Consider the following 25,648-nt stretch of genomic DNA (forward strand, 5'->3'; position numbering starts at 1 on the left):
ATCATGGCATCAACTTAATCAGTTATATAGAAAAAGTTTTTGCCAAAAGCTAGGCTTTTGGCGTATCAAGAAAAGCAAGTTCTTAATTTTGGATAAAGTTAAGCTTAGGTGATGTTTGAAAAGTCTTATTCTAATACCAAAAGCTCTCAAACCTAATCTCCATAACCTCATTCCCTACACAGAAGTGAGGATTTTAAAGCCTATCTACCTTTCAAATAGAGGAATGGAAATGGTCTTTTTAGTACACTTTTAGACTTTTCAAACCTCCTCTAAGAGTGAGCGTCGGTTTTCCATTGTTTAAGATAAGATGTTTAACAAACAACTATTCCATTTTGCAATAAATCTCCATATACCTTATATCAGTAGTTTTCAGAAAGTCAGTTATTCCTTCATAGTCTAACCAAGTATTCCGTTCAAAACTTTTGGTATCATCCAAGACATAATTAAATAATGCCTTATTTTCTATTTCAAATAAATGCAAAACACTCTTAATTGTTTCTTCGCGAAATTCTGGCAGATTAGCCTCCAAACTAATTAATTTTATTGGTTGAGACAATCCTTTTACTGCCTCTAGTTCATATCCTTCGACATCAATTTTTATGTATCTCGGAACCCCAAACTGCTCTATTAAAGCATCAAGGGTAGTAGTGGGTATTTCATAACTTTCTACGCTAGGAGAAAATTGGGCTAAGTCGTCTCTATCCTTTTGGCTTTCTAGGAACGATTTCCACTTAGTACTGAAAGTAGTTAAGGCAGAATCTTGCTCTGATATGTAAATCTTTTCTACTCCTATTTGACTACTAACTGCTTTTTCAACTAGAGTTACCTTTTTATTGTTATTAAATACCCTTTGTAATATTTTTATATTTCTGGGATCGGGTTCTACCGCTATAACTTTACACCCTATCTTTGAGTAAATAACTGCTTTATATCCAATATTTGCTCCTATATCAAATACAACACTATCGGGTTCTAAAATACTTTTAATAAATTTAAAGGCTTTTTCATTTCTTTCTACCAAATCATGTCTGAAAAGAGAAATATATAAATTATGAAAAGAAGATCGTTGATAATATTTATCATATAAATCAGTTTCTTTCAGGATTGTTTTTAGCTGATCTTTGATTTTCTCGGCTATATTTACCATAATTCAATTCCTTTGTTGTAGGCAATTTTGTGTGGAACTATTAAAAAGCGTCTTGAAAGACAAACCAGGATTTTACATTTTAGGTATTGATTGTCAAAAAACTATAGTTATCATAGCGGTTTCCTATTAGATGAGGTAGGTTCTCAAAGCTGAAAGATTTAAAATCCTGATTATTGCCTTGCATACTACCAAATCCTGTTATTAAATCCAAGGTAGTAAGGATCGTGAATTTAAGGATTTGATTTCCGGTGTTAACTTTTTGATAGACTTGCTAAAATTATACGACATTAAGTTATACAACATTAAGTCAAATAAGAAAAAGTTTTGAGTATATAGCCAAGAAGCTTGCTATATAAAGGATTGAGATGGGTAATGCGGCGCAAAATTCTTGTGCGGTATTGGCTATTTCTACCTCTAATCGTGCCAATAGCGTCAAATCAGGTAAACTTAGCCTTGCATCTAAGTATGCTGTGTAAAATACAACTAAATATTTCTCACTATTCTAGTCTGTAGTTGAATTATGTACGGTACTTACTCAAAGCTTTAGAAATAGCGATTCCATCAGAAGCTATTAAACAAATTAGGACTAGCCCTTTCAAGGTGACTCTTAAAACCTTTGCTTTCTTCTCTGCGTCTCTTTTGCCTCTGCGGTTTAAAAGTATTTGATTAAACCACTCTAGACGCAGAGAACACAGAGAAAAGAAGAATTATTGTCCAAAAATTTTACCCACCTTGAAAGGGCTAGATATTTGAGAAAGCGAAAACCATATATTCACTGAAAACATAGTCATCGCTGAGTTCTTGGGTATCAGGACATTGCTTACTCAAATAAATTTTCCGGCTCGTTTGGTTTCGATTGCGATCGTACCCGCAGAATATGGACTGTAGCTCTTATGTTGGTAAAATACTACTGGGAAGCTTTATCAGTCTTGACTTGCTTTGAGGTTTTGGATCGCTGGTTGCTGGTTATTCTGAACATTAGTTGAAGAATAGTGGGCGATGACAAATACGGGTAGGATGAGAGTCAACAAAGCGATCGCAGTTCCCACAATGTCTGCCAAACGTTGGGAATATGTGTCGGTAGAATTGGCAGACTGGCTATTTGAATTCATACAAAATTGAAGTTATTCGTAATACTGTATAGGTCTAATCTCTAATTGAGAGTATTAATGCTATTTTAGCTATGTTGAAAATGTAAAACGTGTAGCATTCTACAACTTACAACCAGTTTATACAAATGTCATATTACTCTTTTTATACATGGACTTCTTAATACAAAGTTACAAGTAAACAAATCATGTTTTATTTTGTAATTAATATTTTTAGATGTTTCCCTGTATGGTGTAACGGTTCGCATACGCAAAGCCAACTTTGACAGCATCATAAATTACATTTTTTCGCTGCTTAAAGATTAATTAGCAAAACATATTTGTCTGATACTTCATGATTATAACATTCTAAAACACCTTTGATAAGGTCATTTTACTAGAATTGCTAATTTGTGATACAGGACACAAATTAGCAATTGCACTGATGGATATTCAGTGCTTTTGATTGTTATCCGGTAGTTATACACATGAATATTTGACACCAGAGAAGAAATCTTAGGAATTATTTTTGCAACCAATGATAATTACCGAATAAATACAGATACATCAACTGTAGTGTGCAGCATTAATTCAGTGATACTACTAAATAAATATTTAGTAATTTTAATTTAACAAAAATTTAATATCACAGCCTTTTTGTCAATCTATATATAGGTAGAGTAAAGAATATTTTTGAAGAAGGCGTAGAGGGTTATGAACAAAATACCCAATTCCAGTTTCCAGATGCTAAATCGATATAACTTTTGGAATACATCACAATCTCACACGAGGAATTTTATAACAAACTAATCCTTTAAAAAAACCGCCACTAATATAATAGGGCGGTCTGGTTAAGCAATCGGAGGGTAATTACAGATTAATCTGCTAATAAATGAAATTGCTGTAACGAAGTTTGCACTAAGTTGGGGATTGGGCATGGGGCATGGGTTATTTCCCCAGTCTTTAGTTCCTTCCGTAAACACTAATTGGTTCTTTAATAAATCGGGTGTAAAGATGCTTAAACGTAGACTTAATTACGCGAGGCATTCCAAAATCGATGGGGATCAACTTGTCTGGTAGTCGCCAATCTTCTATTTTTAATAAGTCGGGATTTAAATGCGGAAACTGGATAGCAGCAAGTTCTGGACAAACTCCTAGTCTTTGGGAAGCTGCAACTGTAGGTACTTGTTCAGGAGGAACATTGAGGATTTCTACCATTGCCCGATCTAATGCAAATATATCTGAGGCGGCTGCTAAAATTCCCAGTTGGCGAGGTTCACCATTACTTGGGCCATTTCCTTCATGACCGATGATGCCATCTAATATGGTTAAGTTAGGGTTAATAGCTCTAGCAGTTTCTACTAACATTTCACCAAATCTATTGGCATCTTTTCCAGCTTCCATGTGCCACCAAGCTTTCATTTTACCGGGGACACAACCAAACAAGTTTTTTACGCCCAGTGTTAATGTCAACTGGGCATGTGATTTCACTTTGGGTAGGTTAATCACTACGTCTGCTTCCATTGCTTCTTTAGAAAGTCGCAGATGGTTAAAATTATCACTGACGGTTTGGTAACGTTGACCGTGAAAATCAATGATGGGAAGATTGAGTTCTTCTAAAATAGGCAGATAGCCGTTTGCTATTGCTACGCCCTTGGCACTGCCAAAAGCAGGGCTATCACCCAAAAATGGCTTACCGCCAACTTCAATTACCATTTGAGCAACTTCGTAAACTAGTTCGGCACGGGTGATACACTCTTTACCAGGACGCGATCCTGTAAGTAGATTGGGTTTGAGTAAAACGCGATCGCCTTTTTTCACAAATGCTGCCATACCTCCAAAAGGTTCCAGGAGAATGACTAAGGATTCTCGTAAAGCCTCTCGTTCGTAAGATGTAGCCCGAATGAGACTAACAGATGGTTTTTGAGTCTGCATAGATGGACTGGGGATTGGGGATTGGGGACTGGGGACTGGGGACTGGGGAAGATGACGGGAAAAGGTACAAAGAGAATAACCACGCCCAATGCCCAATTCCCCATAACTATTATTCTGTTTTTAGCGGTAAGATACCACTCATTTGTTCTAGATTTAACACTGTAGCTAAGTCTGTTTCACTCATCAACCCTCGTTCTAGGACAATTTGGCGTAGAGATTTACCAGTTTCTAAAGATTCTTTGGCAACAGATGCGGCATTTAAATAACCGATGTGGGTATTTAATGCGGTTACTAAAGCTAAACTACCTTCTGCATAAGCTAAACAACGTTCTTGGTTAGCTGTAATTCCCTTGATGCATCGTTCGGTGAGTGCGGCGATAGTATTACCCAGAATTTCGATACTGTGAATTAGGTTATAGGCAATCAGTGGCATCATCACATTTAATTCTAATTGTCCGGCTTGTGCGGCTAATGCGATCGCACTATCGTAACCCATTACCTGAAAACACACCATTGATGTCATCTCTGCCATGACTGGGTTATATTTCCCTGGCATAATCGAGGAACCTGGTTGCACTGGCGGGAGTTGAATTTCTTTTAAACCAGTTTTTGGCCCCGAATCCATTAACCGCAAATCATGAGATATTTTGACTAAATCCTGCGCTAAGTTGCGTAAAGCACCGGAGACATTCACAAATGAGGCCATACTCTGCATAGCTGCCATCAGATGGGGCGCAGGTTCTAAAGGTGTATCAATCAATTCTGAAAGAACTTCTACTACACGGGCGCGATATAAAGGATGAGTATTTAATCCCGTTCCGACTGCACTACCTCCCAAACCCAGCACCATCAAATCACCAGAGGCGGTGTAAATCCGGTTTTGGTGTTCTGTAAGAATGTGCGCCCAAGCCCGAAAATTCTCACCCAAACGCACGGGTACAGCGTCTTGTAAGTGGGTTCTGCCAGATTTGACGATATCTTGAAATTCTACAGCTTTGTTTTCTAAAGATGCGATCGCACCCTCTAAGGCCGGGTGTAATGTCTCAGAAAGTGCCAATAATCCACCAATCCTAATTGCAGTCGGAATCACATCATTGGTAGACTGCCCATAATTAACGTGATCGTTAGGGCTAAGACGTTTATAATTGCCCTTTTCTTCACCAAGTATTTCTAAGGCGCGATTTGCTAAAACTTCGTTGACATTCATGTGGTGGGATGTTCCAGCACCCGCCTGATAAACATCCACGACAAACTGATCCCGGAACTTCCCAGCTAAAATTTCATCAGTTGCTTGCACAATCGCCTGACTAATATCTTGGGGAATGCAATTCAGTTCTCCATTCACAATTGCTGTAGCTTTTTTAATTATTAATCCAGCATCTACGTAAGTATGTAAAGGCTTTATGCCGCTAATTGGGAAGTTTTCAATCGCTCGTAGCGTTTGAATGCCGTAATAAACGCTACTAGCAATTTGGCGATCGCCCATCGAATCGCGTTCGATACGGTATTGAGAGTCTGTGTGTTCAGTCATAGTATTGTTTTAGGAGAGCTACAGAAAACAGATTTTCCCACGCAGCCACACCCAGATACACTAATCTGCATAGATTTTGCATATTTGCTTGGCTGCTTGTTGCTTTACAGTTGTTAATTTTGAAGTTTTATTTTTGAATTCCCTATGACTCTACCCAACTGGATTACCTTCTCTCGCCTATTGGGGATACCATTTCTGCTTTATGGTTTATATAATCCCACACCTGAAGCTCAGTGGATATGTTTGGCAATTTTTCTTGTTGCTGCATTAACTGATTGGTTAGACGGCTATTTGGCGCGGAAACTCAACCAAATTAGTGAGTTGGGTAAATTTCTCGATCCCTTAGTGGATAAACTTTTGGTGCTTGCGCCGTTGCTGGTTTTTATTGAACTAGGAAAAATCCCTGCTTGGGGAGTGTTCTTGATTTTAGCGCGAGAATTAGCGATCGCTGGTTGGCGGGTGAATCAAACAACAATTACCGGGGCGAATATTTGGGGTAAACTCAAAACTGTTAGTCAAATAATAGCGATCGCACTTTTAATTGCACCTCTGCCTGAAGTGTGGCAAAGTCTCTCTCTGATTGCCTTTTGGGTTTCTGTCGCCCTAACTTTAATCTCTGGAGGTATTTATCTTTTGCCCCAAAATCCAGCTAAGGAAAATCCACAGTTAGATATAAAGCGAACCTAAAATAAAACCACTGTAGCGATCGCTTTCAAAAAAGATTTCAATAAAATTTTATCGGAGTTCTGAACCCCTAATTTTTTTCATGCCATCCAAAATCTTACCACCGCCCTTAAAACCTGGAGACTTAATACGAGTCATTGCCCCTAGTGGTGCTTTGCGAGAATTTGAGGTATTTGAACAGAGTCTAGAAATTTGGCGATCGCGTGGTTATCGATTAGAAATCAGTCCACAGATAGATGACAAATGGGGTTATCTAGCTGGGACAGATGAAATCCGCCGTCAGCAATTAGCAGCAGCATGGCAAGATCCTAATTGTCGTGGTATTCTTTGTGCCAGAGGCGGTTTTGGTAGCACCCGCATTTTAGAAGATTGGAATTGGCAACAAAACTCAGCCCTTCCCAAGTGGCTTATAGGCTTTTCTGATATCACAGCTTTATTGTGGAGTCTTTATATAGCAGGATTTTCCGGCGTTCATGCTCCCGTCCTAGTGACTTTAGCAGATGAGCCAGATTGGTCAATTGAGCGATTATTCGATTCGGTAGAAGGTCGTCCTCTCGCGCCTCTCAAAGGTTGCGGTTGGGGTGGCGGCGTGGTAACTGGTACTTTGTTACCAGGTAATCTCACGGTTGCTACCAACCTTTTAGGTACACCAATTCTGCCAAATCTCAATGGTGTAATACTGGCGTTAGAAGATGTTACGGAAGCACCCTATCGTATTGATAGAATGCTGACACAGTGGCGTTTGAGTGGTGTTTTGTCTCAAGTCTGCGGTATTGCTTTGGGCGGTTTTACTCGCTGTGAAGCGCCGCCAAGTGTGTCTAGCTTTAGTGTAGAAGAAGTATTGCGCGATCGCTTGGGTGATTTGGGTATTCCGATTGTCTCTGATTTACCTTTTGGCCATGATAGTCCAAATGCAGCTTTACCGGTGGGTGTAGAGGTAACTTTAGATGGGGATGCGGGAATATTAGCGATCGGGCATCCTCATTAAGTTAAAATCAGATTTGCTTTTGATTGAACATTCATAATCCACTCACAGAATAATGTTTTAAATGCTCTGGTAAATCCCAATTAATTTTGGCATCTGGCTGATGTTTTACTGGTTCAACATTCCCACGCCAAGCAGCACCCATAATTTGCATAGTTTGGTAAATGATTGTATTCCAACCCTTTTCCTTTAAGTAATCTAAGCCTTGTGCTACATCAGGGGAAGTTAAATCATGAAACAAAATTAAAGCATCATCCTCTGCTAATGGTTCACAAACAATCGTATCATTGAGTGGCGCTGGTGATTCATGATCGCCATCAATGAAAATTAATGACCACTTACATTGTAATTGTTTAGCTAACTCTTCTACCTTTTGTGGACTATAACCAGCTACTAAATTAACTGAGTCGAGAACATTAGCAAGCCGTAAAGAATGACTTATACTTTCATAAACATCTTCTCTAGCTAAAAAAGGATCGATTACATCTAATTCCACGCCACCTAATGCCAGATGACAAGCAGACCAACCCCGCAAACAACCAATTTCTAAAGCTTTTTTTCCGGCAAATTTCAGGGCTGTATTATATAAAACATGTGCTTCATCTCGATTGAGGAACCCGATAAATGGTTCATCTCTATCCACATACCATTTATGGGGAATATCTCGACGTAAATAAGACCAATAACAGTTATTAATGTCTCCAATAATCATATTGGGAAAAGATGAATCAGGATGAACTATCTCAAATTCAGGTGAAATATAGTCCCAACTAGACAAAGAGATATTTGGAACAACTTCATTCGTTTTTGCCATTATTTATTTCTCTCCAAAGATTATTAATTATGTACTATTTTTGTTAGCTTTCCTAATTAAATTACGTAATTTGTGATTAACAATAACATATTATAGGAATCCGGTTTGATTTCTGAAAATATACGTAGGATGTGTTAGCGACAGCGTAACGCATCAAAGCCGTGATAATAGTGGGTTACGAACTCCGTTTTAACACAACGCCAGTTGCTACAACGGAGGGAACCTCCCTTCGGGTTCACCAGTCGCCTATGGCGGGAAACCCGCCTACAGCGCTGGATTCACCGCAACGCATTAGCTTCCCTACAATACCTAATTTCGTTCAAAAATTAAATAGTAATCCTATAGGACTCATATTTGATTTTTGAACAAAACTCAGTACACCTTTATTCCTTCTTCCCAGTCCCCAGTCCCCAGTCCCCAGTCCCTTACCTCTACGAGCGATTCAGAAATCAAATCGGATTGCTATATATGGTTTAATAGTTAACACTGAGATCAAATCAAATATCGAAGCAAAGGAAGGTAATCGCCTCTAATGTAGCCCTGAAACAATTAGAGACATTACCCCCTGGACTACAAGAGAAGACAAAGCAACATTAGTCTGTTTGAAATGTAGGGAGGTTAAGAAGAGCTTTTTCCAGGATCGCTAAATTGGTATTCTAGGCTTGGATGAAAATAAACGCGATGCCATTATAGAGAAAATTCAAAATAGCTTATAATACCCAAGTTATCCTCCTTATTAAAAACTTTTGAGTTATTAACTATATGCCAAAAAAATATGTACCGAACGCCTTTTTAAAAGTTGAAGATTCACAGTTATATGCAATTTTTGCTTGGAGTCAGCGAACAGCAGAAATTATTCAATCAAAATCATGGTTGACAATACTGGAAATATTTATTCACGAACATTCATTAGAAAATGCTTACCAAATATTTCAAAAAATTAAATTAGAACCTATAGCACAGAAAGTAATTCAGGAGGTAAAAAAATATGAGCAGCTTCTACAAAATGCTCTAGTTTTTTTAGCAGATGGCAGCCTCACAATTTTTGGTAAAGGCTTTCGGAGTTTTATCGAAAAGGAAATGCAATATGAACTTGGTTCATTAAGTAGAGAAACTTACCAAGTGTTGCCACAATTATTTTCCCAATATCAATTAGAAGATGATTTAGAATCTATTGAGAATATAGAAGACTTTCGGAAATTAGTAGAACATCTAGAAAATCTTGGTTTACTATCCCCAGCGACAGGTTCGATAGATTGGGGTGATTTGAAAAAAACAGTTCCCATTTGCCAAGCATTTGGATTGACAAGAGGTACACCTGTTGATAGATATTATCTCAGCAAGTTTCTGAAAGAAATTCAACCTCAAATCGGTGGCAATATCTTAGAAATAGGAGGAACACCAAAAGATAAAGATTTCTATCAAATTAATCCAGGCACATCATATCAAATTCTCAACTTAGAACCAGGCCCAGGAGTAGATATAGTTGGGGATGCTCACGATGTATCCGTTATCAAGCCAGAATCTTTTGATTCAGTGATAATTTTTAACGTTTTAGAACATTGTTATGCTCCCTGGATAGTGGTAGAAAATATCCACACCTGGCTAAAACCTGGTGGAAAATGTTTTGCGATGGTACCAAGTGCCATTAGAATTCATGCGACTCCCGTTGATTATTGGCGGCCTTTACCTGATGCTTTCGTCTGGATGTATAAAAATTTCTCCCAACAGAAGTTGTATGTCTATGGCAACCCTACCACTGTAATAGCCTCTTATCATGGAATCGCTGTAGAAGAATTGACATCTGAAGAACTAGACGCTTATCATCCAGATTATCCCGTCGCAACTTGTATTGTGGCTGAAAAATAAATCAAAATGTGTGAGGAAAAATTAAATAATTTATGAAAATTGCTCTTGTTGCTTGGGGTTATATCCCTGAACCTCCCTTATCACATTCTGTTTTGACTGTGATAAACGAGTACAAAAATTTTTTAGAGAAAATTGGGCATCAAGTCGATATCTTAAATGAGAAAGATGTTAACGAAGTCATAGAATATATTAATAATAATTATTATGATTTTGTACATTTACACGCCTACAGTTTTGTGAGCGAATTTAATCGAAGGCTCAAACAAAAGTATTGTTTTACCTGCCATGATGGTTATCTGTTTAAAACAGATAAATGGAACGAAGAATTTAGAGAAGCATACCAACATTATTTTAATGCACCTGGGATAATTGCCCTGTCTCATTTAACCAAAGATTTTTTCTTGAAATCAGGATATTCTGGATATATATCAGTGCAAGTAAACGGTATCGATACTCAGAAAGTAAATTTTCAAGCCCAAGGAAATAATAAAGCTATTTGTTTAGGTTGGATTCAACCAAGAAAACAGCAGAAATTACTGGCGAAAATAGTAGATAGTAAAATTGCAATAGATTTTGTTGGGCCTCTAGACGATCCTGATTTTATTGAAGGAATAACAACAAAATATTTAGGTGTATGGAGTTTAGAGGAAGTTTATTCTCGTCTTACAAATTATAGCTGTTTAGTTTTAATTAGTGAAGGGGAAGTTGCACCACTCGTAGTATTAGAAGCAATGGCAGCAGGTTTATGTATTGTTGTTTCTGAATCTGCTAGTGCCAATTTGCATCATAAAGAATTCATTAGAGTTTTGCCAGATAATATATTAAGGAACATCACACCAGAAGCTAAACAAATTGTTACTGATACAATTAGTGAGATGATTGAGAAAAACCAATATTATCGTCAAAATATTCTAGAATACGTCAGAGAAAACTTTGATCTTAGTCTCATAGTTTATAATTATAATGATATCGTGCATGAATTTCTAAAATTACACAGTTAAGAATTAAGTTTAGTATTCTCCTCCTAAGTAATCTAAAAATCATCTTTGATTATTTAGATTTTTGTATGAATAATCCGATGATAATTTAACAATGGAAACTGTAGTTTTTGATTTAAATTACGAAGTATCGATTATCCTCTGTACTTACAATAGAGCAAAATATTTAAACAACTGTATTGATAGTGTTATCTCTCAAAGTTTTAAAAATTGGGAATTGATTATAGTTGATGACGGGAGTCAAGATAATACTTTTGAAGTTGTTAATCCTTATATTCAAGAATTTCAAAATATCCGGTATTTGAAACATCGAAATAGAAAGCTATGGTATGCAAAAAATGCTGGTATTCAGGCATCTTTTGGTAAGTATATAACATTCTTGGATAGTGATGATGCGTACAAAGTAAATCATCTAGATGCGCGAGTTGAATATATGAAAGCTAATCCAGAAATTGATTTAATTGAAGGTGGATTCGCAACAGAAGAAGAGGTTTTGGTTGCAGATTATTTTCAACCAGGTAAAACAATTAATCTCCGAGAATGTGTTTTAGGCCCAACATTTTTTGGTAAGAGACAGGTATTTTTTGATGTGAAGGGATTTAATAATATTGCTTATGGAGAAGATACAGATTTTTGGTACCGGGCAGAAAAAATATTCAGAACTAAAAAAATAAGCGAACCGGAAACTTATATTTACACAAGAGCAGAAACTAGCATTACCAAAAGTGTTTTAGAGAATATTTCTTAATTTGATTAACTAACTGGTATAGCAGTCCTAAATGAGTCGTGAAAAATATAGATAATAAAACGAACTGCCAAGAACGCATAGAAGCGGAGCGGCTTCCCGCAGGGTAGGACGCAAAGGGAAGAAAGAAAAAAGAGATATGTAATTTTCACAAATGATTTAGGACTGCTATATGAAGAATATCCTTTTTCCATCCCAAATAAGCCATTATTCTCGCCGGGTTATTGCTTCTGTTTGGAAGATGTTACTTGTAGGGATTGTCCTAAGTTCGTGTTTAATATTTTTATCTGGTTGTCAGGCAATAGCACAGAAGGACGATGGAGTCATTCATTTAACTTTATGGCAAGCAATCAATCCCCCTACTAATCGGGATGTGTTTGAGAAACTGGTAGACAAATTTAATCAGACTCATCCTGATGTCCAGGTAGAATCTGTCTTTTTAGCTCAACCCCAATTGCCAAAAATATTAACAGCAGTTGTGGGTAATGCGCCTCCAGATATCCTGGCATTCTACCCGCAAATTACAGGTCAGTTGGCAGATTTAAGAGCAATTATACCTTTAGAAGATTGGCTAGAAAAATTGCCACTAAAGTCAGAAATTAGACCTAACCTTCTTGAAGAATTGCAATTAGATGGTCATCTTTGGTCAGCCCCATTATATACAAGTAATATAGGCATTTTTTACAGACCTAAGCTTTTTCAAGCTGCGGGGATTACGCAAATGCCTAAAACTTGGGAAGAATTGAGGCAAGTTGCCAAAAAATTAACCATAGACAGCAATGGCGACAAGCGACCAGAACAGTACGGAATTATACTGCCTTTGGGGAAGAGTGAATGGACAGTTTTTAGCTGGTTTCCTTTCTTATTGAGCGCTGGGGGAGAAGTGCTAACAAATAACCGACCGAATTTAACGAATCCTGGAGCGCTGAAAGCTTTACAATTTTGGCAAGAGCTATTAAAAGATGGTTCAGCAATGCTTTCTTCTCCAGAACGGGGTTATGAAGAGGATGCTTTTATAGCGGGTCGCGTTGCTATGCAAATTACAGGCCCTTGGACTTATATCACTAAATCTAAAGTTGATTACGATGCATTTCCCATACCTGCAAATGTTGATAAAGCTACGGTGACAGGTGGTGGAAATCTCTATGTGATGAAGACAACACCAGCAAGAGAAGAAGCCGCACTCAAGTTTTTAGAATATGTTTTGAGTGAAGAATTCCAAAAAGAATGGAGTATTGGAACTGGTTTTTTACCAATTAATCTTAAAGCTGCTGAAAGTGAAGCTTATCAGCAATTTATGAAGCAAAAACCTTGGTTAAAAGTGTTTATGGAACAAGTTCCCCTAGCTGGCGCTCGACCGATTATTGCTGGATATAGTCGTCTTTCTGACAGTCTTGGTCGAGCTATTGAGGCTACATTACTGGGTGAGTCTCCCGAAAAAGCTCTCAAGACAGCACAAGAGCGTTTAGAAAGTATTTGGGATAGCAATTAAATGGGGCTGTGGGATGAATTGGGTAAGGAGGAGAGGAATTTTGGAAGTTGCTAAATCATGCCACAAATATGCAACGCTATAATTAACTATTAGCATTGGTAAGAATTCCTACAAGTACTCGCACTAATTCTTCCAAACCTTCTGGAACCCGATAAAGTTTGATATCTTGCATGACCCGTTTATCTTGCCGATAAAATATCCCAAATCGCCAATCTTCTCCATTTGTTACAGCACCATACAAAGTTGGGGTTTGAGAATCTGTCCATTGGTCGAGTGCTATCAATTCGATTGCAAGTTGAGTAAACCCCCGGCTTAAATCAGATTGCTTGGCTTCAACGACTAAGAGTGAATTGGAAGAGGAAATATAGTAATCAAAACTTCCTTTGAGTTGTTCACTAACATTAATTGGGTACTCAATGTTTAGTTGAGTTTGCGTTTGGTCACAAATTTCCAACAAAATAGGAGCAATTAAAACTTCGCGTTTTGCAGCTTCACTTATAGGATTGACGCGCATGATATTGCGCCGTAAATAACGCTGCAAAAACTCTAAATAGTCAATTACGCCTGAATATTGTGGTAGTTGTAGCGATGTACGTTCGTAACTACATCCCAGTTCCGCTAAGATATCTGCTGGGGCATAAGGTAATTCAAAATACTTACTAAATGTATAACTTTGACCGGGTTGGAGAATGCGCGGGCGAGTCATAAATATTAAAATTATGGAATATATCGACAAAATTCAGGGAGAAATTCCAGTTTTGCGATGTAAATTTCTTTTCAATGTACATAAACCGATTGCTGGTATAGCTCCCAAAATCACTGCTGTTAATCCTTGTCCACTCCAATATAATATGGGAGTCCGGTAGGTTTCTGGAATCAAATTTTGCACAATAAAAAGCAACCAAACCAAAATAGTAATCAAGAAGAAAGAGATTGAGGGTAAAAAATTCCACCACCAAATATCTGCTGTATATCGCCTCAAAACCAGCCACTGGCAAATACCTAGCCAAATACCAGAGATTATATATGCGATCGCAGATAAAAATTCCAAAATAAAAGTTTCTTCAGGCGATGATAAAGCAAGGGTTGAAATGTAGTTAATCCAGGCTGTAGAAACGCCGTTAGCAATCAGCCAACCAACACTAGTTGCAAATAGCCATTGCAAACCAGGTAAATATCGGTAAATGACAAAGCTCTGGTCAGCAGCAAAAATCACAGCAAATACAACATTACTGAGACTTCTGACCAAAATGCTCAATGTTTGTGATTGGATAGCAACGCTAGATGAAAAACTTTGGAGAATAATTTTCTCTAAGGCGATACTGGCAACGCCACCCACAACCCATCCGATGAGGGTCATTAAGGTAAACTGAATAAAGAACATCTGTCGCTGCGATCGCGGAATCAAAAACTTTCCTGGGTTAGGCTCGTTATTAACAGATGCAACACCATCGGGACTGTTAGAGTCAGTTTGCATAGGAAATTAAGGGAGTAGAGAGTGGAGACAACACAAAAGAGTGACGAAATTCTTTTATATTCCACTTTCTTTGTTAATTCTTGTTTTATCCCATTTCTGACCCGATTTCCCTTTGGTGTAAAGCGACTAGCGCTTTTGATGTAAGCCTGCTGAAAAAGCGTAATCCCGGAATGATAAGCTAAACAGTGGCATAAAAATTGTGACTTAGGATGAAGTGATAAATGGGTGTTTCTTCAACAACTCCTCATCTCTTACGGGCTGCTCGTGGTGAAGTAGTAGATCGTCCCCCTGTATGGATGATGCGACAAGCGGGACGATATATGAAAGCATATCGAGACTTAAGAGAAAAGTATCCTTCGTTTCGCGATCGCTCGGAAATTCCAGATGTAGCAATTGAAGTTTCCTTGCAACCGTGGAAAGCTTTCCAACCAGATGGAGTAATTTTATTTTCTGATATTGTCACCCCATTACCTGGTTTGGGTATTGACATGGATATCGCCGAAGGTAAAGGGCCAATCATTCACTCGCCACTGCGCACTCAAGAGCAAATCGAGCGTCTGCATCCCTTAGAACCAGAAGCTGCTCTACCATTTATCAAGACAATTTTGCAGTCGTTGCGTTCTGAAGTAGGCGATAAATCTACGGTGTTAGGTTTTGTGGGTGCGCCGTGGACATTAGCAGCTTATGCGGTGGAAGGAAAAGGTTCTAAAACCTATTCCATCATCAAAAATATGGCATTCTCAGACCCGACGATATTGCATCAACTGTTATCTAAATTAGCAGATGCGATCGCCATTTATGCCCGTTACCAAATTGACTGTGGCGCTCAAGTTGTGCAAATGTTCGATTCTTGGGCGGGTCAATTGAGTCCTCAAGATTATGACACCTTTGCTCTCCCCTATCAAAAGCGAGTTTTCCAGCAAGTCAAGCAAACCCACCCCGATACACCTTTAATTCTGCTAGTTAGTGGTAGTGCCGGTGTGTTGGAAAGAATGGGACAATCTGGCGCTGATATTGTCAGTGTAGATTGGGCTGTGGATATGGCAGATGCACGAGCCAGATTGGGTAAACAAGTCAAAGTTCAAGGAAATCTTGATCCTGGCGTGTTATTCGGCTCTAAACAGTTTATCCGCGATCGCATTCTCGATACCGTTCGCAAAGCTGGTAATTGGGGTCATATTCTCAATCTCGGTCATGGTGTCCTACCTGAAACTCCCGAAGAAAATGTCGCTTTCTTCTTTGAAACTGCAAAGGAATTGAATCTTGCAGGAGTTAAGAGTTAGGAATTATGAGTTAGGAGTTATGAGTACAGATGCGATTAATCGCGTCTCTACAGGAGTTATCAGTTGTGAGGTGCAGAGTTATTTTTAACTCCTGATTCGGAACTTTTAACTTCATTTTTAACTCTTCACTTTTAACTCCTAAATTTTAAAAAATTTTCTATGAGCCAGAAACGGATTTTAGTGACTGGTGCAAGTGGTTGTGTAGGTCATTATTTAACAGAAGCCTTAATTAAGGAAACAGATCACGAACTGTATCTACTAGTTAGGAACCCAAGTAAACTGCAAGTTGATACTAAGGCACGTTCGGGTATCAACGTTTTGCAAGGTGATATGCAAAATATTCGCCAATTTGCCAATTTGCTATCCACAATTGATACGGCGGTACTCACAGCCACAGCTTGGGGTGGTGATAATACATTTGATATTAACGTAGTCAAGACTATAGAGTTGCTCGAACTGCTAGATCCAGAACGTTGCCAGCAGGTGATTTATTTTTCGACAGCTAGCGTTTTGGATCGGTACAATGAACCATTAAAAGAAGCCGGGGAAATTGGGACAGATTACATTCGTTCTAAATATGAGTGTTTACATAAAAAAGAACAATTAGCGATCGCACCCAAAATTACCACAGTTTTTCCCACTGTAGTATTGGGCGGTGATGCGAATAAACCTTATTCTGCTGTCACATCTGGTATTACAGAAGTGACAAAATATATTAATATAATTCGTTTTTTGGAAGCAGATGGCAGTTTTCACTTTATCCACGCACGAGATATTGCCACTGTCGTGCAATATTTAATCGATCGTCCTCCCGAAAAGGATCAACCACGTCGGCTGGTTTTAGGGCAAGCACCATTAACTGCTAATCAAGCAGTGAGACAAGTTTGTGCTTATCTGGGCAAGAAGATTTACTTTCGCATTCCCATATCTATAGTATTAGCTAATTTGATTATTGTTCTGTTCCGCATTAAGATGGCGGCTTGGGATAGGTTTTGCATGAGCTATCGGCATTTCACTTATGAAAAATTCATTAATCCCGATAGTTTCGGCTTGCCAAATTATTGTGCAACTATGAGTGATGTTTTAAAAATCAGTGGCGTTGAAGGTAAAAATATGAATGGCACAGTAAAACAACTTTAATAAAAAGTCAATAGCTCTTTATTTTCGTTAGAGTGGGATAACAATCAAAGTGTGAGGATTGATACTACATGCGAATCTTGTTAGTGTATCCAATATTTCCGAAAACCTTTTGGTCTTATGAAAAAATCTTAGAATTAGTCGATCGCAAAGTTTTATTACCACCTCTGGGTTTAGTCACAGTGGCGGCGATTCTGCCCCAAGAATGGGAATTCAAGCTGGTCGATCGCAACATTCGTACAGCAACAGAGGAAGAGTGGGCATGGGCAGACATAGTAATCCTCTCCGCGATGATTGTTCAGAAGCAAGATTTACTTGACCAAATTCAGGAAGCTAAAAAACGTGGCAAGTTAGTCGCAGTGGGCGGCCCCTACCCCACCTCTGTACCTCACGAAGTTGAAAATGTTGGCGCAGATTTTCTGATTCTGGATGAAGGGGAAATCACGTTGCCCATGTTTATTGAGGCAGTTCAACGGGGAGATACATCTGGCACTTTCCGCGCCACAGAAAAACCTGATGTCACAGGCACACCAATACCCCGCTTTGATTTATTAGAATTGGATGCTTATGATATGATGTCCGTGCAGTTTTCGCGCGGGTGTCCCTTCCAGTGCGAATTTTGCGACATTATTGTTCTCTACGGGCGCAAACCACGCACCAAAGCCCCAGCCCAACTGTTAGCAGAGTTAGATTACCTCTATAAGTTGGGTTGGCGGCGGGGTGTGTTCATGGTAGATGACAACTTTATTGGCAACAAGCGAAATGTAAAATTGTTGCTGAAAGAGTTAAAAGTCTGGATGGCAGAACACCAGTATCCCTTCCGGTTTGACACTGAAGCTTCCATTGACTTAGCGCAAGACGCAGAAATGTTGGAGTTGATGGTTGAGTGCGGTTTCTCGGCGGTGTTTTTGGGAATCGAAACGCCGGATGAGGATAGTTTGCAAATGACCAAGAAGTTTCAAAATATTCGCAGTTCTCTAACTGAGGCAGTGGAAACCATCACTAGAGCCGGATTGCGCCCAATGGCTGGGTTTATTATCGGTTTTGATGGCGAAAAAGCAGGCGCAGGCGATCGCATTGTCCGCTTTGCAGAACAAGCAGCAATTCCCTCAACTACCTTTGCCATGTTGCAAGCGTTACCTAACACCGCGCTTTGGCATCGCCTGAAAAAAGAAGGACGACTGCGGGAAAATCAAGATGGCAACATCAACCAGACAACATTGATGAACTTCCTCCCCACCCGTCCCTTGGAAGAACTTGCTAGAGAATATGTTGAAGCGTTTTGTACTTTATACGATCCAGTAAATTACTTGGATCGTACCTATCGCTGCTTCTTGATGATGGGTTTACCAAGTTGGAAAGCACCAGCGAAAATGCCCGAATGGATTGTTGTGAGAGCGCTGCTGATTGTTATTTGGCGACAAGGAATCAAACGGGAAACCCGTTGGAAGTTCTGGCATCATTTGTTTAGCATTCTCAAGCGTAACCCTGGAGTGATTGAGCATTACATCTCTGCTTGCGCCCACAACGAGCATTTTCTAGAATATCGCCAAATTGTGCGCGATCAAATTGAAAGTCAGCTAGCAGAATATTTAGCACAAGGGGCAGAAACGCCTTATGTGCTAGTCAAAGAAAAAGCCGAGGAAAAAGCTGAAGCGGTAGTTAGTTAAGTGTTTTGACGATAGAAATCGACAAGTGATCGATCGCATCTTCACCCGTATAAACAAGTGTACGGGTGAATTTACATATATGGTTAGTGGCATTTATGAATAAAAGCAGTTCTTGGAGAGGCAAATTTTCCCCTGCCTCTTCATCTATCTCCCGCGATCGCGTTCTAAATCATCAATCACTTTTTGCAAATACCACTCGTCTGACATTCCAGGATGATAATCTTGTTTCTGCTGAATCAATCTTTCGGCTATTTCCCAATATCCCCCAACCATTCGCAAAAGTCGCTGATGTAGCTGGTTATACTTTTGCTTTTTGGATTGGGGACTAAATTTTTGGATTTTTTCTAGGCTACTTAAGACTTGTTGATAATTTACCCAGTCTTCTTGTTCGCAAAAAATACTCGCCGCCCGTTGATAATCTTCCACGGCGTTTTGAATTTCTTCTAAACAAGTATGGGCAATGCCGCGATTATAGTAAGCTTGAGCATCATCAGGATTTATTTGCAGCGCTTGGGTGTAATCTTGAATTGCACCGAGATAGTTACCCGTTGTCCGATAGGCATTACCTCTGGCAATATAGATTAGGGGATCTTGTGGTTGCATCTGGAGTGCTTGGTTAAGATCCGCGATCGCACCTTGATGATCTCCTAATATAGAACGGGCTTTACCTCGGTTGCGATAGACAATGGCATCTTGAAAGTTTAGTCGTAATGCTTGATTAAAATCTGCGATCGCTTCTCGATAATTTCCCATTTTACAACGCACAACCCCACGACAGCAGTAAGCTTGGGCATCTTGCGAATCGGCTTTTAATACCCAGTTTAAATCTGCCAGTGCCTCTTGGGTATCTCCCTTTTCAGCTTTTTCTAATAATTGCGTGAAATAATCATTAGTGGATAAAATTGGCGCATTGGTAGAACGCGATTGCTGTACAACAGGTAATTCTTGCGGTTGTAGCTGTTTAATTCGTTCCAGACACAGGCGACAGTTTTCTTTATCCTGTTGTTCTAGATATAATTGTGCAGCTTTTTTAAAATTAGCGATCGCATCTTGAATATAACCCTGTTTGCGCCGCACCATCCCGCGCAGATTATAAGCCGCAGCATAATTAAGATTGAGACGAATAGCGCGTTCAACATCCTCCAGCGCCCCCGGTAAATTTTTCAGCGCCACCCTAGCCAATGCACGACAATAATACGCCTCTACACTCTCAGAATTAAGTTTCAGCGCTTCGGTATAATCTGAAACAGCCTTAAGGATTACTCCTGAGTCATAATATGCCAAACCCCGTTGCAAGTAAGCTTCGGTAAAGTAAGGTGTCAGTTGTAAAGCATGGTTAAATTCCTCAATTGCTCCGGCGTAGTCTTTTCGCCTAGCTTTTTCCAATCCTCTATTGTAGAATTCGTTATTCATAGCATTTGTTTGGTTGATTCAGTTAGTTGAATTCCAGCAAGCTTACTTCGTAGCCTAACTTATCCACTCACTCTTAATATTTTAAGTATTCAGCGTGGCTTTGCTTGATTTCGGATTTGTAATGAATTAAAACCAACACATCCCGGAAATTTCATCAGAGGGATTTACCCAATTGAATATTTTGCATCTCCAGATTACAGATTTATTAACTGATATGGCAACTTTAGATAAACCATTATCAGCCCAATTATTTCCAATTCCAAATAAAAAACTGGGGAAATGACTACATTCAATTCCCCATATTTCAGAGATTGTAAAAGAAAAAGATAGATCCCCGACTTATCAAAGAAGTCGGGGATCTGGACACCACAAAATATTTACAGTTAACTAGAATTCTTCTGAAAGTAAGCTAGGAGAAGTCAGTACAAAAATATCCCAACTTCCTTGAGCGTCAGTTTGTGGTTTTATGGGATTGGCGAAGTGGAAAAACTCATGATCGTTAACTAATAAAAGTTCCCCCGGATTTAGAACTTTGCTAAATACAGGTTTTTCTTTTTTGGCGGTATACAAATGTGTTTCTCCACCTTGAATATTATCTCTATCTACTGAAAATAAGCCAATAAAATCAGTACCATCTTGATGGATACCTTCAGGCGCTGGATTACTAAAATTGTCTGGCGAACAACTAATTCTAATTTGATGAACTCCGATTTCCGCTTCAGGATGAAGTTTACAAGAATCACTAAATGCTAAGACAAGATTTCTAAAAATATCAAGTTCTATGAGTGCATCATCTAATTCTGCAAACTCTCTTTTTATATCACCCACTAATGGATTATACTCTTTACTTTGAAAGAAGTAGCCATGAGGTAATTTGATTAACTGATTTCCAGAAACTGTGAACCGAGATAATCTTCTGGAACGATAATTGCCTTTGATATAAGGGTCAACAGGCATATTACTAAAAAATGGCTTGAAACCTTCTAGATTGATTGAATTTACTTTTCTTAGAGTAAACAGAAAAGCATATTCTAATTCCGTCGCTGTCCACACTTTTTGCATAGGATTTACCTCCTTGCACGTTTAAATTCTCCCGGATTGTTTATGGGAGGCTTATAACACTCAGTATATGCTACTTATTATTACTATGTTGTCAATTTGACTACAGAAATTGACCATTCATGATATATAAAGTTGCTTGATTTCTGTCACAGTGGGAAGTGTCTGCTGAAGAGATTTGCTGTTGAGAGTTAGGTGGGTAAAGAATCGACGTATATTTACTAGCAGCAACAAGGTTTTATAATGACAGATTGGCTTTACCGTTACCCACCTTTATATCCTGGTATTTTACTCAAGCGTTACAAGCGGTTTTTTGCTGACGTTCAACTTAGTTCTGGCGAAATAGTGACAGCACATTGTCCCAACACAGGGCCAATGACTGGAGTATCGACTCTCCAAAGTGCTGTACAGCTTTCTAAAAGTGATAATCTTAACCGCAAATTGGCTTACACTTTAGAACTAATTCAGGTACATGATAATCAGCCGACTTGGGTAGGCATAAATACTTTTTTGCCCAATCGGGTGGTAAAGTTGGCTTTGGCGCAACATCTTTTCCCGGAATTGGGCGAGTATAGCCAAATTAAGGGAGAGGTTGTTTATGGGTTAGATAAAAAAAGTCGAGTGGATTTTTTCTTGACGGGGAGTGATGAGGAACGCCCGATTTATTTAGAAGTGAAAAATACAACTTTGTCTGAGGGAAGATTAGCTTTATTTCCCGACACAGAAACTACAAGAGGACAAAAGCACTTGCGAGAACTAATGGCGCTACTACCTCTAACTCGTGCGGTGATGCTTTACTTTATCAATCGCGGTGATTGTATCGAGTTTTCCCCTGGCGATCGCACAGATCCTGTCTATGGTAAATTATTACGGGATGCGATCGCTCTTGGTTTAGAAGTCTTACCTTGCCGTTTTGACATTTCCCCCGAAGGTATCCGTTATTTGGGTTTGGCAAAACTAAAAATTTGATTACACCTAATTAAACAATAAATCCATCTAGATCCTGTCTAGATGGATTTGTTGTTAGTTGCTGTTTACTAAAAAACATTCAACCAAATTTTAATCAAGAAACGACTACAGGTAGTCGCCGCCCCAGAAATAGCATTTGCTATTCTGAAGTTTGATTATGCAGGAATCAAAACTGTGTCAATTACGTGGATGACACCGTTATCAGCAGCAACATCTGCTGTTGCAACTTTTGCATCATTGATTTTAACGCCATTAGAAGCGTCAATTTTTACATCTGAACCTTCAACTGTTTTAGCTGTCTTCAGTTTAGCTACATCAGCAGCCAGTACTTTACCTGAGACAACATGATAGGTCAAGATTTTCTTCAGCTTGGGGATATCTTTCAGTAATGCATCTACTGTACCTGCTGGAAGCTTGTTAAATGCTTCATCAGTGGGTGCAAACACGGTGAATGGGCCATTGCCATTCAGTGTACCTTCTAAACCAGCCGCTTGGATTGCTGCGACTAGTGTCTTGAAAGAACCATTATTGGTGGCAGTTTCAATTATCTTGGCCATGTGCTTTACCTAGTTCTGTGTAACTTGTTACAAATCTAAACTATTTTTCCATAAAATCTATCTATCGTTAGACGTATGCCAAATAAAATTTTTTATTGATATCATAAAAGTTTATATATATTTTTATACCAGTAGAGAATTATATGTAATTAGTCTGGGCGAAACATATAGAGCGTAGACGCGCAGGGACTTGTGGTTAGACATCGCTACACAATCTTAATGGAAACGGTAAAGCGATCGCTTTACCATTTTCATAGTTCAAGAGAGTTCAAATTTGATAGTCCAATGCAACTAAAACTCTGCCACAATGCTGATTTGCGGGTACAGCTTCCAGCATCTTTTTCGGTTGGGGTAAGTTGAGGTTTTTCATGAGTTCGATGAACTGGTTGCGGCTACGTCCGGCAAATCGAGGATTCCAGGACTTTTCCTCGCCAATGGTGGATACTGTCTGTCCTTGGTAGTCGTGACCGGGATATACCAAGGTGTCATCCGATAATGTAAATAGCTTCTGAGTAACCGCATCATACAGCGATCCAGCATCGCCGTTTTGGAAGTCGGTACGACCGCAACCCCTGATAAATAGGGCATCTCCAGTTAATAGATGTGTGTGGTTGACTAAATATGCTATGTGGCTGTCAGTGTGACCAGGGGTAGCGATCGCCTGAATCTGCACATTCCCCAATTCCAACATATTCCCATCAGCAATGTAGCGATCTGAATATGTAGCCCCCGCATTCTTAGGTACAATTCCTAAGCAACCCGTCAGTGACCTCAGTCTATCCGTCCCAGTGATGTGGTCAGCATGGATATGGGTTTCCAGACAGTAGCGTAGGTTCAGCCCTAATTGTCGCAACACTTGAAGATCGCGTTCGACTTGTTCCAACACAGGGTCAACTAGGATAGCTGTTTTACTTTCTGGGTCGGCAATGAGGTAAGTATAAGTACTAGATTCTCTATCGAATAGTTGACGAAATAACATCGCAGGTTTCCTCAACAAGAAAGTAGTAGCGTAGGGTTTGGGATTGAGAGATTTTAGTAACTCCTGTGCTAAATTTGCCGCCTGAGAGCGAATTTCGGGAACAGCAGTGGTTTCCCAAAGATTGCCCTTGCGTGGTGTCCCCAAGGTATACAGCATTTGAGATGTATTTCCATCTGCATCGATTAGCGCACCATTTGAGGCTGTGTCAATTCCCATTGATAATCTGTTAGGACGGATCAAGCGTTGTTCTTGGAGGCTAGCGACTAATGGGTGCTGCAATCTGCGGTAATCACAATTTGCGCCGGTGCAATTGACAATTCGCTTAACTTGCAAAACAATATCCTCGTGCGTCCCCCGTTCGCAGATTTTCACGTTTACTCCATTCTCAAACTCCTGACAGCTTTTAATCCGACCTGCGTAATGGATTAGTTGACCAGACTCCATTGCAGCATCAAGGACTTCAGCAATTCCTTCAGCAATCCGATGGCGATGAACTTCCCAGTAAGCTTTGACATGGCGCAGAAATCGCTTCTGTTCTGGCAATGGCATTGCTTGCCAAAGTTGAGGAATAATTGGGCGAATGGCATCAATTACCGCCCGCCAACCGTGTCCTTGGCTAAGGGCTTCGCGCAGTTCTTGACGTACTATATGCAACAATCCTCGCGCCGTTTTTGGTGCAGTTTCTCCATCAATAAATGCCGGATAAGGAGTTGTTGATTTGTGGCTACAAGGCATCAACCCATGCCGCGAAACGGTATGAATTTTTCCCTGGAACCCTTGCTGATGCAAAGCGACAACCGCATCTGCCATTGTTAACCCAGTTCCTACCAACAAAATAGCATCCTCTGGATTTAAATCAGCGATCGCATCAGCAGACCAAGCATCTTTGACATAGCGGTTGTCTAAAACGGCAAGCGGTGCAGGCAGAATTGCTGGGAAATTGCCCAACGCTAACACCGCCTTCTGCACATCCAAACATTGACCGCTACTCAGGTATATTATTGTGCTATTGGGTTTAGTTTCGATGGCGATCGTTTCATCCACAATCTTCTCTAACTGCACATTAGCTGCTGCATTTAGTTGTGCTGCTTTTAAAGTCCCCTGTACATAATCACCATAAACCCGACGCGGAACAAAAGTAGATGGAGTTACCTGTTCGTAGCCGTTCCTATGCAGCCAGTTGAGGAAGTGATTTGGTTCATCGCCATAAGCACTCATCTTACCCGCCGGTACATTCAACAAGTGACAATCTACTGGTGTCCCATAAGCAACTCCTCTACCAACTTCAGAATTACGTTCAATCAACTTGATGGACAATGGGATGGTTGCGTTGCGTAAAAGATTGGCTGCAACCACAGAACCACTAAAGCCACCACCAATAATGGCGATCGCAACTGGAGAGACGGTTAGATTAAGAATGTTATTGTTCATCTGACGTGTGAGTTGCACTTGCTGCTTTCTACTCATCAATTTACAGCCGATAAACTGAAATTTACGGATATTTAAAGCGTGAGGCGCATAAATTGGCTCAAAAAACCACATACACACATGAATAAGTGGGATTTATACTTGAGTGTCCAATTCCCGAAATCGAGAGAGTGCGGATCATCGGATTACACAAACTAAAATCTAGATTCAACAAGGTTTTGCAACTATTTATCTAAAATTTATGTGTCTATTGCATCCAAATACGATGCAAATACCGTGGTTTTTAATTAATATCAAAAATACCCCTTCAATAACGAGAATTTTACCTCGACAATTGTCAATATTTTATGACACTACTAGTATTCAACTTTCAGATATAGGGCTTCCC

At 39.4% G+C, this 25,648-nt stretch carries 21 protein-coding genes and 1 pseudogene; 11 read left to right on the plus strand and 11 right to left on the minus strand.

Annotated elements, in window-relative coordinates; translation table 11 throughout:
• Nucleotides 1–322: 322 nt before the first annotated feature.
• The 4 genes from V7K38_RS08540 to V7K38_RS08555 all read right to left on the minus strand — a co-directional run bounded on the left by V7K38_RS08540 (nucleotide 323) and on the right by V7K38_RS08555 (nucleotide 5,701).
• Entirely contained in the window at nucleotides 323–1,147 is an 825-nt protein-coding gene (locus V7K38_RS08540) for an FkbM family methyltransferase (RefSeq protein ID WP_334856998.1), read from the minus strand.
• Nucleotides 1,148–2,070: 923 nt separating this feature from the next.
• Entirely contained in the window at nucleotides 2,071–2,259 is a 189-nt protein-coding gene (locus V7K38_RS08545; protein ID WP_334857000.1) for a hypothetical protein, read from the minus strand.
• Between the two features lie 939 nt (nucleotides 2,260–3,198).
• Nucleotides 3,199–4,170, minus strand: coding sequence for a DUF362 domain-containing protein (locus V7K38_RS08550; protein WP_334857002.1), 972 nt, complete (start codon nucleotides 4,168–4,170; stop codon nucleotides 3,199–3,201).
• A 109-nt stretch (nucleotides 4,171–4,279) separates the two neighbouring features.
• Complete coding sequence (locus V7K38_RS08555; protein WP_334857004.1) at nucleotides 4,280–5,701, minus strand: aspartate ammonia-lyase; 1,422 nt, start codon at nucleotides 5,699–5,701, stop codon at nucleotides 4,280–4,282.
• 144 nt (nucleotides 5,702–5,845) lie between these two features.
• On the opposite strand from V7K38_RS08555, the gene pgsA reads away from it, so the two are divergent.
• Nucleotides 5,846–6,388, plus strand: coding sequence for a CDP-diacylglycerol--glycerol-3-phosphate 3-phosphatidyltransferase (pgsA, locus tag V7K38_RS08560; RefSeq protein ID WP_334857006.1), 543 nt, complete (start codon nucleotides 5,846–5,848; stop codon nucleotides 6,386–6,388).
• 79 nt (nucleotides 6,389–6,467) lie between these two features.
• Nucleotides 6,468–7,373 (plus strand): S66 peptidase family protein, encoded by a 906-nt coding sequence (locus V7K38_RS08565; RefSeq protein ID WP_334857008.1) that lies wholly within the window; start codon nucleotides 6,468–6,470, stop codon nucleotides 7,371–7,373.
• Nucleotides 7,374–7,404: 31 nt separating this feature from the next.
• Here V7K38_RS08565 and V7K38_RS08570 read toward each other — a convergent pair whose 3' ends face one another.
• On the minus strand, nucleotides 7,405–8,184 hold the full coding sequence (locus tag V7K38_RS08570) for a class I SAM-dependent methyltransferase (RefSeq protein ID WP_334857010.1): 780 nt from the start codon (nucleotides 8,182–8,184) through the stop codon (nucleotides 7,405–7,407).
• Nucleotides 8,185–8,946: 762 nt separating this feature from the next.
• Here V7K38_RS08570 and V7K38_RS08575 point away from each other — a divergent pair.
• From V7K38_RS08575 to V7K38_RS08590, 4 genes are all read left to right on the plus strand, one after another.
• Nucleotides 8,947–10,053 (plus strand): class I SAM-dependent methyltransferase, encoded by a 1,107-nt coding sequence (locus V7K38_RS08575; protein WP_334857012.1) that lies wholly within the window; start codon nucleotides 8,947–8,949, stop codon nucleotides 10,051–10,053.
• A gap of 32 nt (nucleotides 10,054–10,085) precedes the next feature.
• The gene (locus tag V7K38_RS08580) at nucleotides 10,086–11,054 is read left to right on the plus strand and encodes a glycosyltransferase (protein ID WP_334857013.1); all 969 of its coding nucleotides are present in this window, start codon (nucleotides 10,086–10,088) and stop codon (nucleotides 11,052–11,054) included.
• A gap of 91 nt (nucleotides 11,055–11,145) precedes the next feature.
• A complete protein-coding gene (locus tag V7K38_RS08585) occupies nucleotides 11,146–11,799 on the plus strand; it encodes a glycosyltransferase family 2 protein (RefSeq protein WP_334857014.1) in 654 nt (217 codons plus the stop codon).
• Nucleotides 11,800–11,968: 169 nt separating this feature from the next.
• Nucleotides 11,969–13,288 (plus strand): ABC transporter substrate-binding protein, encoded by a 1,320-nt coding sequence (locus V7K38_RS08590; protein ID WP_334857015.1) that lies wholly within the window; start codon nucleotides 11,969–11,971, stop codon nucleotides 13,286–13,288.
• 82 nt (nucleotides 13,289–13,370) lie between these two features.
• Here V7K38_RS08590 and V7K38_RS08595 read toward each other — a convergent pair whose 3' ends face one another.
• The gene (locus V7K38_RS08595) at nucleotides 13,371–13,994 is read right to left on the minus strand and encodes a hypothetical protein (RefSeq protein ID WP_334857017.1); all 624 of its coding nucleotides are present in this window, start codon (nucleotides 13,992–13,994) and stop codon (nucleotides 13,371–13,373) included.
• Nucleotides 13,995–14,027: 33 nt separating this feature from the next.
• On the minus strand, nucleotides 14,028–14,765 hold the full coding sequence (locus tag V7K38_RS08600; protein WP_334857018.1) for a hypothetical protein: 738 nt from the start codon (nucleotides 14,763–14,765) through the stop codon (nucleotides 14,028–14,030).
• Between the two features lie 221 nt (nucleotides 14,766–14,986).
• On the opposite strand from V7K38_RS08600, the gene hemE reads away from it, so the two are divergent.
• The 3 genes from hemE to V7K38_RS08615 all read left to right on the plus strand — a co-directional run bounded on the left by hemE (nucleotide 14,987) and on the right by V7K38_RS08615 (nucleotide 18,855).
• The gene (gene hemE, locus V7K38_RS08605) at nucleotides 14,987–16,048 is read left to right on the plus strand and encodes a uroporphyrinogen decarboxylase (RefSeq protein ID WP_334857019.1); all 1,062 of its coding nucleotides are present in this window, start codon (nucleotides 14,987–14,989) and stop codon (nucleotides 16,046–16,048) included.
• A 159-nt stretch (nucleotides 16,049–16,207) separates the two neighbouring features.
• Nucleotides 16,208–17,188 (plus strand): NAD-dependent epimerase/dehydratase family protein, encoded by a 981-nt coding sequence (locus tag V7K38_RS08610; protein WP_334857020.1) that lies wholly within the window; start codon nucleotides 16,208–16,210, stop codon nucleotides 17,186–17,188.
• A 68-nt stretch (nucleotides 17,189–17,256) separates the two neighbouring features.
• Entirely contained in the window at nucleotides 17,257–18,855 is a 1,599-nt protein-coding gene (locus V7K38_RS08615; protein ID WP_334857021.1) for a B12-binding domain-containing radical SAM protein, read from the plus strand.
• 144 nt (nucleotides 18,856–18,999) lie between these two features.
• Here V7K38_RS08615 and V7K38_RS08620 read toward each other — a convergent pair whose 3' ends face one another.
• A complete protein-coding gene (locus V7K38_RS08620) occupies nucleotides 19,000–20,268 on the minus strand; it encodes a tetratricopeptide repeat protein (protein WP_334857022.1) in 1,269 nt (422 codons plus the stop codon).
• Between the two features lie 202 nt (nucleotides 20,269–20,470).
• Between V7K38_RS08620 and V7K38_RS08625 the strand changes: the two are divergent.
• Nucleotides 20,471–20,598, plus strand: a pseudogene (locus V7K38_RS08625) (DUF711 family protein); the annotation flags it as partial.
• A gap of 57 nt (nucleotides 20,599–20,655) precedes the next feature.
• Here the strand turns inward: V7K38_RS08625 and V7K38_RS08630 are convergent.
• A complete protein-coding gene (locus V7K38_RS08630) occupies nucleotides 20,656–21,330 on the minus strand; it encodes a 2OG-Fe dioxygenase family protein (RefSeq protein WP_334857023.1) in 675 nt (224 codons plus the stop codon).
• A 240-nt stretch (nucleotides 21,331–21,570) separates the two neighbouring features.
• Here V7K38_RS08630 and sfsA point away from each other — a divergent pair, with 240 nt between their 5' ends.
• Nucleotides 21,571–22,296 (plus strand): DNA/RNA nuclease SfsA, encoded by a 726-nt coding sequence (sfsA, locus tag V7K38_RS08635; RefSeq protein ID WP_334857024.1) that lies wholly within the window; start codon nucleotides 21,571–21,573, stop codon nucleotides 22,294–22,296.
• Nucleotides 22,297–22,451: 155 nt separating this feature from the next.
• Here sfsA and V7K38_RS08640 read toward each other — a convergent pair whose 3' ends face one another.
• Both V7K38_RS08640 and V7K38_RS08645 read right to left on the minus strand, forming a co-directional pair.
• A complete protein-coding gene (locus V7K38_RS08640) occupies nucleotides 22,452–22,853 on the minus strand; it encodes a fasciclin domain-containing protein (protein WP_334857025.1) in 402 nt (133 codons plus the stop codon).
• Nucleotides 22,854–23,121: 268 nt separating this feature from the next.
• A complete protein-coding gene (locus tag V7K38_RS08645; RefSeq protein ID WP_334857027.1) occupies nucleotides 23,122–25,374 on the minus strand; it encodes an FAD/NAD(P)-binding protein in 2,253 nt (750 codons plus the stop codon).
• Between the last annotated feature and the right edge of the window lie 274 nt (nucleotides 25,375–25,648).

Source organism: Nostoc sp. (assembly GCF_036917465.1).
GTDB lineage: Bacteria > Cyanobacteriota > Cyanobacteriia > Cyanobacteriales > Nostocaceae > Nostoc.

What these genes read in the sequence shown, in the direction of transcription:
- V7K38_RS08540 (WP_334856998.1), bottom strand. Translation starts at nt 1,147, where the DNA reads ATGGTAAATATAGCCGAGAAAATCAAAGATCAGCTAAAAACAATCCTG.
- V7K38_RS08545 (WP_334857000.1), bottom strand. Translation starts at nt 2,259, where the DNA reads ATGAATTCAAATAGCCAGTCTGCCAATTCTACCGACACATATTCCCAA.
- V7K38_RS08550 (WP_334857002.1), bottom strand. Translation starts at nt 4,170, where the DNA reads ATGCAGACTCAAAAACCATCTGTTAGTCTCATTCGGGCTACATCTTAC.
- V7K38_RS08555 (WP_334857004.1), bottom strand. Translation starts at nt 5,701, where the DNA reads ATGACTGAACACACAGACTCTCAATACCGTATCGAACGCGATTCGATG.
- pgsA (WP_334857006.1), top strand. Translation starts at nt 5,846, where the DNA reads ATGACTCTACCCAACTGGATTACCTTCTCTCGCCTATTGGGGATACCA.
- V7K38_RS08565 (WP_334857008.1), top strand. Translation starts at nt 6,468, where the DNA reads ATGCCATCCAAAATCTTACCACCGCCCTTAAAACCTGGAGACTTAATA.
- V7K38_RS08570 (WP_334857010.1), bottom strand. Translation starts at nt 8,184, where the DNA reads ATGGCAAAAACGAATGAAGTTGTTCCAAATATCTCTTTGTCTAGTTGG.
- V7K38_RS08575 (WP_334857012.1), top strand. Translation starts at nt 8,947, where the DNA reads ATGCCAAAAAAATATGTACCGAACGCCTTTTTAAAAGTTGAAGATTCA.
- V7K38_RS08580 (WP_334857013.1), top strand. Translation starts at nt 10,086, where the DNA reads ATGAAAATTGCTCTTGTTGCTTGGGGTTATATCCCTGAACCTCCCTTA.
- V7K38_RS08585 (WP_334857014.1), top strand. Translation starts at nt 11,146, where the DNA reads ATGGAAACTGTAGTTTTTGATTTAAATTACGAAGTATCGATTATCCTC.
- V7K38_RS08590 (WP_334857015.1), top strand. Translation starts at nt 11,969, where the DNA reads ATGAAGAATATCCTTTTTCCATCCCAAATAAGCCATTATTCTCGCCGG.
- V7K38_RS08595 (WP_334857017.1), bottom strand. Translation starts at nt 13,994, where the DNA reads ATGACTCGCCCGCGCATTCTCCAACCCGGTCAAAGTTATACATTTAGT.
- V7K38_RS08600 (WP_334857018.1), bottom strand. Translation starts at nt 14,765, where the DNA reads ATGCAAACTGACTCTAACAGTCCCGATGGTGTTGCATCTGTTAATAAC.
- hemE (WP_334857019.1), top strand. Translation starts at nt 14,987, where the DNA reads ATGGGTGTTTCTTCAACAACTCCTCATCTCTTACGGGCTGCTCGTGGT.
- V7K38_RS08610 (WP_334857020.1), top strand. Translation starts at nt 16,208, where the DNA reads ATGAGCCAGAAACGGATTTTAGTGACTGGTGCAAGTGGTTGTGTAGGT.
- V7K38_RS08615 (WP_334857021.1), top strand. Translation starts at nt 17,257, where the DNA reads ATGCGAATCTTGTTAGTGTATCCAATATTTCCGAAAACCTTTTGGTCT.
- V7K38_RS08620 (WP_334857022.1), bottom strand. Translation starts at nt 20,268, where the DNA reads ATGAATAACGAATTCTACAATAGAGGATTGGAAAAAGCTAGGCGAAAA.
- V7K38_RS08630 (WP_334857023.1), bottom strand. Translation starts at nt 21,330, where the DNA reads ATGCAAAAAGTGTGGACAGCGACGGAATTAGAATATGCTTTTCTGTTT.
- sfsA (WP_334857024.1), top strand. Translation starts at nt 21,571, where the DNA reads ATGACAGATTGGCTTTACCGTTACCCACCTTTATATCCTGGTATTTTA.
- V7K38_RS08640 (WP_334857025.1), bottom strand. Translation starts at nt 22,853, where the DNA reads ATGGCCAAGATAATTGAAACTGCCACCAATAATGGTTCTTTCAAGACA.
- V7K38_RS08645 (WP_334857027.1), bottom strand. Translation starts at nt 25,374, where the DNA reads ATGTGGTTTTTTGAGCCAATTTATGCGCCTCACGCTTTAAATATCCGT.